Raw genomic sequence first — 10,825 nt, 5'->3', positions numbered from 1 at the left:
GTCCCGTATGATTACGCGCAGTAACCACGCTGTGGTGCAATCCGGCCCGGTTCTTCGGTCTGGTGTATGGATCGGGAATGGGACCGGCATTATGCAAGCCAGTACAGGCGGTTCAGGCCCCGCCACGGACAGGCCACGGGAAACGGGCGGGTGGCGCGGGCGGGTGCGCGATATCGTGGCGGGGGTCTCCCTTGCATCGATGAACATTCCGCAGGTGCTGGGTTATACCCGCATCGCGGCCATGCCCGCCGTGACCGGGCTGTACACGGTCCTGCTGCCACTGGTGGCGTTCGCGTGTTTCGGGGCTTCGCGGCATCTTGTCGTCGCGGCGGATTCCGCGACCGCCGCCATTTTTTCCAGCGCACTGGGGCGCATGGCCCCGCCGGGCAGCCCGCATTACATGGCGCTGGTCAGCATGGTGGCCCTGCTCAGCGCGGGGTTCCTGCTGGTGGCGCGACTGTTCCGGCTGGGGTTCCTGGCGGATTTCCTGTCCCGTACCGTGCTGGTGGGGTTTATGGCCGGGGTTGGCATACAGGTGGCGCTGGCCATGACGCGCGACATGCTGGGTGTGACCACCACGGCGCATAACCCGGTGCTGCAACTGGTCCAGACCCTTACCCACCTGCGGCAGGCCAGCGTGCCAAGCATGGCGCTGTCCATCTGCGTGGTGGGGCTGATCCTGGCGGGGAACCGTCTGGCCCCACGCGCGCCGCTGGCGCTGGTGACGGTCGTGGCCAGCATGACGTTCGGCCTGACACGCTACGGGATCGAGACCATCGGCCCGATCGAAAGCGGCCTGCCGCACCTGCGCCTGCCGGATGTTTCATGGAACGACATGCTGGCGCTGCTGCCGGTCAGCACGTCATGCGTGTTTGTCATCATCGCACAGAGTGCCGCGACATCACGCGCCTTCGCCCTGCGTTTTCATGACAGGATGAACGATAACGCCGACATACTCGGCCTGTGCGCGGCGAACGCGGTGGCGGGGCTGAGCGGGACCTTTACCGTCAACGGCAGCCCGACCCAGACCGCCATGGCCGTCCGTGCGGGCGCGCGTAGCCAGTTGGCGCAGTTGACCTTCGCCGCCGTGACGATGTGCGTCCTGCTGTTCCTGACAGCGCCCCTGCACTACCTGCCGCGCTGCGTGCTGGCCTCCATCGTGTTTACCGTGGCGGTGGGAATGATCGACGTGCGGGCCATGCGGGCCATCAGGCGGGAAAGCCCCGGCGAATACGGCCTGGCGCTGGTGACCGCCGCCGCCGTGGTCGGCATTGGCGTGGAGCAGGGCATCTTCCTGGCCATTGCGCTGTCCCTGTTCCGCCATGTCCGCCACAGCTACGAACCCCATACGATGATCCTGCGCTACGATGTTGATTCCGGCCTGCTGGAGCCCGGGCCTGTCGCCGCAGGGCGGCAGACGGCGCCGGGGCTGGTTGTCTATCGTTTCTGCGCGGATCTGTTCTATGCCAATTCCGCGCGCTTTGTGGGTGATGTGCGCCTGCTGCTTGAACATCCGGCCGTGCCGGTGGCCTGTCTCGTGATCGACGCCAGTGCGATCACCGATGTCGATTTTTCGGCGGCAAGCGACCTGCGTGACCTGTTCGGGGATCTCGCGCGGCGCAATGTCAGCGTGATCTTTGGCCGGGTCAGCCCTTACCTGCGGGCGGACATGGACCGCCACCGCATTACCCCGGTTGTGGGGGCGCAGAATATCCATGCCCAGCTTCACACCGCCATCGCGGCGGCGCGCGCGATCATAGGCGCCCGTCACGAATAACGGCGGGGACAGGCTGTTGTTCAGGGCCGTATGTGCGCAATCACCTTCAGCGCGCCCGCAAGGCGTCTGCTCCCGGCATCATGCCCGTCCCGCCAGGCCGGATCGCGCAGTATGACGCGGGCCATGGCCTGTGCGTTGGCGTCCCGGTCTTTCCATGCCCGCAGGAAGACCCGCAGCCTGCGTTCCAGCCATCCGGGCAGGGTGCCGGAACGGACCAGGTTCCTTATGGTGATGATTTCGGCCCCGACCGTCATGGCGTTGAGCCGCATCTGGATATGCGCCAGCACGACCGGGCGCGCGACGCCCCGCGCATTGCGTACGGAGCGGACCATGCTCTCGGCGTTTTCCAGCAGCCACTGATAGGCGGAAAGCGGATTGCGCGGGTCGGCCAGCGCCGCGAGCCGCCGCTGTGTCCATGCCTCGGTCCGCTGGATGTGCGAATCAGGCCGGAACGGCAGGACCAGCCGGAACGTCCACCACGCGAACAGCACCGCGCCCAGAAAGGCGGAGGTTCCGTTGAAAAAGGCCACCTCATCATACCGCCCCTGATTGGCCGGGCCGATCAGCACGGGCAGGAACATGTTGAATGAAAAGGCGTACCCCGCCGTGGCGGGCGTGCGGGCCGCCAGCCCGCCTATGGTCATGGGTATGAGCATGAGCAGCACCAGTATTTCCGGCGCGGTGATGGCGGGCATGACCAGCAGCACGAACACGGCGGCCACGACCGCGCACCAGACCGCGCCCTTGAAAAACGGGCTGGAAGCCAGCAGCGGGTTTTCCCGCGTCGCCAGCAGCCCGTACACAAGGGAGACGAACGACACGAAGGCCGCCCCCGTGGGCCATCCCGTTACTTCCCACAGCAGCCACGCGCCCAGAATGCCCGCGGCGGCCCGGATTCCGTTTTCAGCCGCCTCCACCGCCAGCCGGCGTGAGCGCAGGGCAAAGCGGAACCTGTCCCCCGCGACCGGGTTTTCGCATGTCAGGATATGGTTGCGCGCCGCCGCCAGATCGGACGCGATGGCGCTTGGGAACCCTTCTTCCGCCATTGCGCCCGCGATCGCCAGGCCGCGTGCGCGCGCCACCGCCATCATGAGATCGGCCAGCGCCGCGCGGGCGTGGTCCGCGACCCGGCGGGCCTGCGGCCCCATTTCCAGCGTATCGAATTCGATGCGGCTGTTCGCCCCCACCAGTTCACCCAGCAGCTTTCCCTGCGCCTCTGCATCGAGCCGCCCGTCCGTCAGCGGCCCGACGCTGCCGGATACCGCGCCCCACACCGTATTGAGCCGTTCGAGCAGGCGGGCGCGCGCCTGTTCATGCAGGGCGGGAATGAACAGCGCCGCCAGCGTGGCCTCGCACACGATGCCCAGCACGATGTACGACCCGCGCGAGACGGCGATGTTGAAGACATCATCCGGGGCGATGATCGCCCCCGTGGCCACGATGGCGGAGGTAAAGCTCGTGACCAGCAGGCCATAGGAACGATAGCCGTCAAAAAAAGTGGCGCACCCGCAGCACAGGCCGATCCACAGGGCCAGCCCCAGGAAAAACAGTCCCGGCGCCTGGGGGAAGGCCGCGATCAGCGCCACCGCCGCCGCACACCCGATCAGGGTGCCCGCGATGCGCCACCGGGCCTTGGACAGGGATTCCCCGCGTGAGGACTGGGCCACGACCCAGACGGTCAGCGGCGCCCATTGCGGGCTGTCCAGTTCCATCCACATCGCGATCAGCAGGGAAATTGCCGCCGCGAACGCGGTGCGGACGGCAAACACCATATCGGCACGGGAGGGGGCCAGCAGCCAGCGCAGCTTCTGGCGCCACCGGGCCGCGAATTCAGCACACGGACCGGCCAGCACGCCCAGCGGCGCCCGCGTCGGCCCTGCGGCTGCATTCATCTCGGCATTCATGGCGGGCGCCCTCCGGTGGGGAAAAGTACACGCTGCGAGAACGGGCGGGCCGCGTCCAAGTCTTTATGATGATCTTGTCATAAGCAGAAGTTATGATCAGTGTGCTAACCTGCTCCCCTGCATGGCTGGCGCTCCGTGTCGGCACTGGTTCTTGAGCTTTTGAACCCATAAGGGCGGAGGAAAGCATTGATCATGGGCAGAAGCAGATGAAGACGGCCTTCCTTTCTTCGGGCATGGCGCTGGCGTTCGCGGCGTTTTCCTCATTTTCGATCAGCGATGCGTATTCCAAACTGCTGGCGGGGCAGCTTGACCCGTTTGAGGTTGCCTTCTCCGGCGGTGTGTTCGGCTTCCTGATCATTCCCTTCATCCGCCGCCCCGAAGAATCCTATATGGATATCTTCTCGCCCTCGCAGCCCGTCATGTGGCTGGTGCGTGCGGTATCCATCTTTGCCGCCACCGCCGCCAGTGTCGAAGCCTTCATGCTGCTGCCCATGCCTGAAGCGCTCTCGCTCATGTTCCTCATGCCGCTTTTCGTGACCATCCTTTCGGTTCTCCTGCTGCATGAAAAGGTATCGGGCTGGGCGTGGCTTGCGGTCATCCTTGGTTTCGTGGGGGTGCTGATCGTCCTGCGCCCCGGCGTGCGCGCGCTTCATTTCGGGCATCTATGCGCCCTGATCGCGGCGGTTGCGAATGCCGTGGGCGTGATAGCCTACCGGCTGGCGGGATCGAACACGCCGCGGCTTTCCCTGTTCGGGTCCAGCCTGTTCGGGCCGCTGGTGGGTGATGGCGCGCTCATGCTCACCCATGCCCACTGGCCGCACGGGGTGAAAACGTGGCTGTTCCTGTTTGGCTACGGGTTTCTGGCCGCGCTGGGGCAGCTTTTCATGATGATGGCGACCGCGCGCGCGCCAGCCAACCGCGTGGCGTTGCCGCAGTACAGCCAGATGCTCTGGGCGGTGGCGTTCAGCTATTTCCTGTTCCACCAGCCCCTGGATGGCTGGACGTTCGTGGGTATTACCGTCGTGACCTTTTCGGGCATGCTGAACTGGGTGCGTCAGCGCATCCGCTACGAACACCTGGCCATGAAGGAACGGTGGGCCGCGCGGCAGCGCGGCGGAAAGCCGCGCGCGCCCACCGCGAACTAGCCGGAATGCCGGGAGTTTTTGGTGAAGCCTTTGTTGGTTTGGAACAGGTTCCTACAGTTTCATTCCGCCCGAAGCCTCGATACGCTGGGCGTTGATCCAGCCGGTATCCGGCCCCAGCAGCGCGGCGACGGCCCCGCCGATATCATCGGGCCGACCCGCGCGGCCCAGCGCCGTGACCGAGGCGATATAGTCGTTGACATCCCTGTTGTCGCGCACCGCGCCACCGCCAAAATCGGTCTCGATCGCGCCGGGGGCAAGCGTATTGACCGTAATGCGCCGCGCCGCGAGTTCCGTGGCCTCGTAACGTGTCAGTACCTCGACCGCGCCCTTCATCGCCGCGTAGGCCGCATATCCCGGCAGGCAGAAGCGTGTGAGACCGGTCGAGATATTCACGATACGCCCGCCATCCGCCATATGGGGCACGAGTTTCTGGGTCAGGAAAAAGGTGCCTTTCAGGTGGATGTTGACCAGCGTGTCGAACTGTTCCTCCGTCGTTTCCATCAGCGGCGCATGAATGCCGATCCCTGCATTGTTGACCAGAAAATTGAACCGTTCGGCGTTCCATCCAGCCAGCACGTTCGCGACGTCGGTGGCAAAGCCGTCGAATGTCGCGACCTTGGCGACATCGAGTACAAGGGCGCGGGCCCGGCGGCCCATTTGCGTCAGTTCCCGTTCCACGGCGCGCGCGCCTTCGATATCGCTCCTGCAGGTCAGGATAATATCCACGCCCTGGCGCGCCAGATGCCGGACCATGCTCAGCCCCAGCCCACGGTTCGCCCCGGTCACGATCGCGATAGGTGTGTTATCGGCCATTTCCGTCTCTCCATTCCCTGTTGATGAAGGAAGCGTACAGGGTTGGGATAAGGAGATAATCAGGCAGGTGGCGACCACACATGTCGAGAATCCCGAACAGTTGAGGCCCGGTTTCAGGGCGGTTGTGGCGGAAAACACAGGCCGCATGGCCGGTTTAGGATGATCGCGCCGGGGCGTATCTGGTTGCAGCCTTTTGTGTCATATACTGCCATGATACGCTCGGTCCGCGCGGCTGGAAGCCGCCGTCCGGCGTGAGCCATGGTTTTCTCGTGTCTTGAATGATCCGGATGGCCTGCGGCATGATGGATCGGGACAAGGGGAGAGTGAATGAAGCCCATCGCCACCACCGAGGCCCCCAGACCGGGCCTGCGCGAACGCAAGCAGGCCCGTGTGCGCAGCATGATCATTGCGCAGGCCATGCGGCTCTTTTCCGCGCAGGGGTATGACCAGACAACCGTGGACGAAGTGGCCGAGGCGGCCGAGGTCTCACGCCGCACCCTGTTCCGCATGTTCGAGACGAAGGGCGATATCGTCCTTGCCTGGACAAAGGGCATGACCCAGGCCCTGACCGAGGCGCTGGAAGCCTGCCCCAAGGGCACGCACCCCGCCGATGCGATGATGCATGCCTTCATCTCGCTCGTGCCCCGTATTGCCGCCAACCGGCAGGATACCTATGCCTTCGTCTATCTGATCGAGAAGACGCCCTCGCTCCAGACGGTCAGTTTGCAGAAATACAGGAAATGGGAAGACTGCCTGGCGGAAGGACTGCTGAAACGCATAACCGAGCGCAGGAACCGCCGGAACGCGGCCCGGCTCATGGCGCGTTGTGGCATTGCCATTTTCCGCACGGCGCTGGATGAATGGATCCGGCTCAAGGGGCGGCCCGCCCTGGTGCCTTTGTTGCAGAAAACCTATGCCCTGCAGTCATCGCTGTGGAAACAGCCTGATACCGTCGAGCCGGAAATCCAACCCTGAGCCGGTGCGCGCCCGTTCGGTGAACGGGCGCATGGTAACCTATCACGGCCCCGCCCATGCGGGCGGGGCCGTGTTGCCGGGGCAGCGGATCAGAAGAAGCCGCGGCTGTTTTCGCTGTAGCTGACCAGAAGGTTCTTGGTCTGCTGGTAGTGTTCCAGCACCATCTTGTGCGTTTCACGCCCGATGCCGGATTTCTTGTATCCGCCAAACGCCGCATGCGCGGGATAGACATGGTAGCAGTTGACCCAGACGCGACCGGCTTCCAGCCCGCGACCGACACGGTAGCAGGTATTGGCGTTGCGGCTCCACACACCCGAGCCGAGGCCGAAGGGCGTATCATTGGCGATGGCGAGCGCTTCCTCTTCCGTCTTGAAGGTGGTCACGGCCAGAACGGGGCCGAAGATTTCCTCCTGGAAGATGCGCATCTTGTTGTCGCCCTTGAACACGGTGGGCTCCACATAGCACCCGTTGTTCAGTTCGCTGCCCAGATCGGGGCGTCCGCCGCCGATCAGCAGTTCGGCGCCTTCGTTACGGCCGATGTCCATGTAGGACATGATCTTCGCCTGATGGCCGACCGAGTTCTGCGCGCCCATCATGGTCTGGGGGTCGAGCGGGTTGCCCTGGCGGATGGCCCGCACGCGGGGCAGGGCGCGTTCCATGAACTTTTCATAAATCGATTCATGGATCAGCGCGCGGCTGGGGCATGAACAGATCTGGCCCTGGTTCAGGGCGAACATGGTGAAACCTTCCAGCGCCTTGTCCAGATAGGCATCGTCATGGTCCATCACATCGGCAAAGAAGATGTTGGGTGACTTGCCGCCCAGTTCCAGCGTCGCCGGGATCAGGTGTTCGGCCGCCGCATGCGCGATCATCTTGCCGGTGGGGGTGGAGCCGGTAAAGGCGATCTTGGCGATGCGGTCGCTGTTGGACAGGGCCGCGCCCACATCCCGGCCCAGGCCGTTGACGATGTTCAGCGTGCCCGGCGGGAACAGATCCCCGATCAGTTCCATCAGCACAAGCATGCTGGCGGGGGTGCTCTCGGCGGGTTTCATGACCACGCAGTTACCGGCGGCCAGCGCCGGGGCCAGCTTCCATGCCCCCATCAGCAGCGGGAAGTTCCACGGAATGATCTGCGCCACCACCCCCAGCGGTTCATGGAAATGATAGGCGATGGTCGTGGCGTCAATCTCGCTCAGCGCACCTTCCTGTGCGCGGATGCAGCCTGCGAAATAACGGAAATGGTCAATGGCCAGCGGGATGTCCGCGTTCAGCGTCTCGCGGATGGGCTTGCCGTTATCCCATGTCTCGGCACGGGCGAGCAGGTCGAGGTTCTGTTCCATGCGCTCGGCCGCCCGCAGCAGGATCAGCGCGCGTTCGGCGGGGGCCATATGGCCCCATCCGGCCTTCGCCTTGTGCGCGGCGTCAAGGGCCAGCTCCACATCAGCGGCGGTGGAGGCGGGAACTTCGCACAGCACGCGACCATCAACGGGGGATGTATTGGTCAGGTAATGACCTTCAACAGGAGCGACCCATTCCCCGCCGATGTAGTTGGCGTAACGGGACTTGAATGGTGGGGGAGCCGAGAGGTTATCTGATGACACGGGGGATGTTCCTTCGGGAGAATGCAGGCCGCATCAATGTACGCGTGGCGGATACTGGTATTGTTCGGTATTATCTGCGCGGCATTGATGCATTACAGTAAAACAGGGCGGATGTTGTCTGGCGCTATCCATTTCAGAGGATGATCATTCCGGTCATGCCGAAATCACAACACGTAAACCTGTAGAACATGTGGGTATGATCTCCGCGCAAACTGAACAGAACCTGGACACGACCCGGTGAGAGGCCGGGAGCCCTCTGTATTTTCGGATATATAGGCGGGGCGGTGCTCGCAAGCCGGGAAGAGTAACGTACTCGTGAGTCATACATTCGGTGCCATTATTCGCATGGTTACTGGCACGCGCTGTCAGAATGACATGTGGTTCATAAACTGGGGTTTTGGCCCTTTATGCCTCCGGCCCAGACCATATCCCGGCACATATCAGTCTATCTGTATCAACATAACAGAAAATGGGCGTTTCGTGTTCCCGACCCCGGTCCGGGGGCTGAACGAATCTGGAAAGAACAGACAGTCAAATACAGTATAATTTTGGTGCTGTTAGTAATGGGACAGGAGGGATCCATCCCCGCATGCGTATCAGGGGGACGGAAAACAGGTCCGGCCCCCCACGGACGAGCCTGTGTGGAAATGCTTTCTAACGGGCGCCCCAGAATTCATCACCCAGATAATCGGGCGGGCCGCCGTCCAGCCCTTCGGACTGGAAACCATCATCATACGGTCCGGAATAATACCCCATCCCGTAGCCATGCTCATTCCAGTCATTATTCGCGATCATCGGGCCATCCATGCCCGTCGGCTCCGGCCCGGTGGGGCCGGTGCACGCCGCGAGCAACCCGGCAAGGCAGAACAGGGGGAGCAGGGCGTACGGACGCAGGCGCATCATTCTTCCCGTCATGTCGTTTCAGTGCTGTTGCGTGGGCTGCGGGGTCTGGCCTGCCAGCGGGCCGGGTACCGGTCGGCCCCGGTGCCAGACCAGGCTTATATGGTCGAGCGCGGTGATATCCTGCGCCGGGTTGCCTTTTACCACCAGCAGGTCAGCCAGTTGCCCCGGCGCGATCGTGCCCCGGTCCGATAGCTGCATGAGATGGGCGGCATTGCCGGTCGCAAGCGTGATGGCCTGCAGGGGCGTCAGCCCGGCCATGACGGAGAGCCGCAGTTCCCTGTGTTCCGCGAAGCCGGGAATGCGGGTGGGTGTCGCGCCTGAATCCGTGCCGAAGCCAATGGGAATGCCCGCGCGGTACAGGAGCATGAGATTGCTCATATTCATTGCCAGCGCCTTGCGCGACGCGGCGGTAAGGGGGGCGGCCAGCACTTTCTGCCGCCACGCGGGGTCGGCAAACTGCTGGTGCAGGGCGGGAGAGAGACCGTAGGCGAAGAACGGATCCTCCAGCCATTCCGGGTGTTCGGCAAAAATGTAGTTGGCTTCATCCAGGTCCAGCGTGGCGATATAGCCGGTGCCCTGCTGCTTCATGGCGCTGATCAGGGCGGCGTCAACGGGTTTGTCCCGTACGCCATGGGCCAGAATGTCCACCCCCGCGGCGACCAGCGCGCGGGCGTCGGACAGGTCATGGATATGCGCCGCCGCCCGCTTGCCGCGCAGATGGGCCTGCGCGATGGCCGCGCGATATATGGCGGGCTGCATCTTGGGCAGGCCATGCGCCTTTGGCACGCCATTGCGGAAGTCATCCACCCACAGCTTGATCAGGTCCGTGCCCTCATCGGCCATTTTATTTACCGCCGCGCGGGCTTCCTCCGGCGTGGTGGGCCGGAAGACCTGATCGGCGCCAAGGTGGAACATGTTTTCCGGCGGGACGCCATCCGGCGCGCCAATGCCCTGATCCACGCCATACAGATCCGCGCCGGGGTTCAGTGCGGCATGCTGTTCGCGGCGCATATCGTCAAACAGGGGCGAGCGGTTCAACCCCAGCGCCGTTACGGTCAGGACGCCGTAATGTTCATACTGCGCCAGCGCGGACAGGATATTGGCCCGGGTATAATTGACCTCCCCGTTCTGGGTGCCGCTGACCTGCCCCACATGGCTATGGTCGGAAATCAGTCCTGGCAGGACCGTCTGGCCGGACAGGTCCACCTTCCGGGCATGGGCGGGGGCGCGCAGGTTGTGGCCGGTTGCGGCGATATGCCCGTCACGGATCAGGATGTCGGTATCATCACTTGGCGTGCCACCGGTGCCATCAATGACAGTGGCGTGGCGGAGCAGGACGGGCCTGTCCGTGGTCGCGGCGTGAACCGTGCCATGGGCAGCCACGAGACTGGCCATGACGGCAACAAGGGTATGACGGTAATGTGGCATGGCTAAAATCTCCAACCGGCGGCGCGGCAGTGTTGACCGTGCCCGTCCCGCACGTCCAGTCACGTCTGCGCCGGTGGGCTGGATGGTTCAGCGCGGCAGTTTCCGCGCGCCACCTTCCGTCAGGTCGGTAAATGCTTCGTTCACGTCACCACTTTCGGGAAAACAGACAAGCACATCATCACTTTCGGTCTTCTGTTCTCGCGCAGGTGTGATCACGCTGTCCCATTCACGCGCAAGGGATGTGACGGTCCCGATTTCAGGGTCCATGAACTGCCATGA

9 protein-coding genes are annotated in these 10,825 nt (G+C 63.6%); 3 read left to right on the top strand and 6 right to left on the bottom strand.

Features of this window, described 5'->3' with window-relative positions:
- The first annotated feature begins 91 nt into the window (after positions 1 to 91).
- Positions 92 to 1,777, top strand: a complete 1,686-nt coding sequence (locus tag LDL28_RS07545; protein WP_233057996.1) for a SulP family inorganic anion transporter — start codon at positions 92 to 94, stop codon at positions 1,775 to 1,777.
- A 20-nt stretch (positions 1,778 to 1,797) separates the two neighbouring features.
- On the opposite strand, the gene LDL28_RS07540 is transcribed toward LDL28_RS07545, so the two are convergent.
- Positions 1,798 to 3,681 carry an FUSC family protein gene (locus tag LDL28_RS07540; protein ID WP_370636274.1) on the bottom strand — a complete coding sequence of 628 codons (1,884 nt, stop codon included), beginning with the start codon at positions 3,679 to 3,681 and terminating at the stop codon, positions 1,798 to 1,800.
- A 206-nt stretch (positions 3,682 to 3,887) separates the two neighbouring features.
- On the opposite strand from LDL28_RS07540, the gene LDL28_RS07535 reads away from it, so the two are divergent.
- Complete coding sequence (locus LDL28_RS07535) at positions 3,888 to 4,826, top strand: DMT family transporter (RefSeq protein ID WP_233057995.1); 939 nt, start codon at positions 3,888 to 3,890, stop codon at positions 4,824 to 4,826.
- Between the two features lie 51 nt (positions 4,827 to 4,877).
- Here LDL28_RS07535 and LDL28_RS07530 read toward each other — a convergent pair whose 3' ends face one another.
- The gene (locus LDL28_RS07530) at positions 4,878 to 5,639 is read right to left on the bottom strand and encodes an SDR family NAD(P)-dependent oxidoreductase (protein WP_233057994.1); all 762 of its coding nucleotides are present in this window, start codon (positions 5,637 to 5,639) and stop codon (positions 4,878 to 4,880) included.
- 327 nt (positions 5,640 to 5,966) lie between these two features.
- Here LDL28_RS07530 and LDL28_RS07525 point away from each other — a divergent pair, with 327 nt between their 5' ends.
- Positions 5,967 to 6,614 carry a TetR/AcrR family transcriptional regulator gene (locus LDL28_RS07525; protein WP_233057993.1) on the top strand — a complete coding sequence of 216 codons (648 nt, stop codon included), beginning with the start codon at positions 5,967 to 5,969 and terminating at the stop codon, positions 6,612 to 6,614.
- A gap of 89 nt (positions 6,615 to 6,703) precedes the next feature.
- Here LDL28_RS07525 and LDL28_RS07520 read toward each other — a convergent pair whose 3' ends face one another.
- The 4 genes from LDL28_RS07520 to LDL28_RS07505 all read right to left on the bottom strand — a co-directional run bounded on the left by LDL28_RS07520 (position 6,704) and on the right by LDL28_RS07505 (position 10,813).
- Complete coding sequence (locus tag LDL28_RS07520; protein ID WP_233057992.1) at positions 6,704 to 8,215, bottom strand: aldehyde dehydrogenase family protein; 1,512 nt, start codon at positions 8,213 to 8,215, stop codon at positions 6,704 to 6,706.
- A gap of 654 nt (positions 8,216 to 8,869) precedes the next feature.
- The gene (locus tag LDL28_RS07515) at positions 8,870 to 9,130 is read right to left on the bottom strand and encodes a hypothetical protein (RefSeq protein ID WP_233057991.1); all 261 of its coding nucleotides are present in this window, start codon (positions 9,128 to 9,130) and stop codon (positions 8,870 to 8,872) included.
- Between the two features lie 6 nt (positions 9,131 to 9,136).
- A complete protein-coding gene (locus tag LDL28_RS07510; RefSeq protein WP_233057990.1) occupies positions 9,137 to 10,546 on the bottom strand; it encodes an amidohydrolase family protein in 1,410 nt (469 codons plus the stop codon).
- 87 nt (positions 10,547 to 10,633) lie between these two features.
- Entirely contained in the window at positions 10,634 to 10,813 is a 180-nt protein-coding gene (locus tag LDL28_RS07505) for a hypothetical protein (protein ID WP_233057989.1), read from the bottom strand.
- Positions 10,814 to 10,825 lie beyond the last annotated feature (12 nt).

The sequence above is a fragment of the Komagataeibacter sp. FNDCR2 genome (genome assembly GCF_021295395.1).
Classification (GTDB): domain Bacteria; phylum Pseudomonadota; class Alphaproteobacteria; order Acetobacterales; family Acetobacteraceae; genus Komagataeibacter.
Note: the sequence above shows the minus strand (reverse complement) of the source record. Positions and strands in the feature narration are given on the sequence as shown.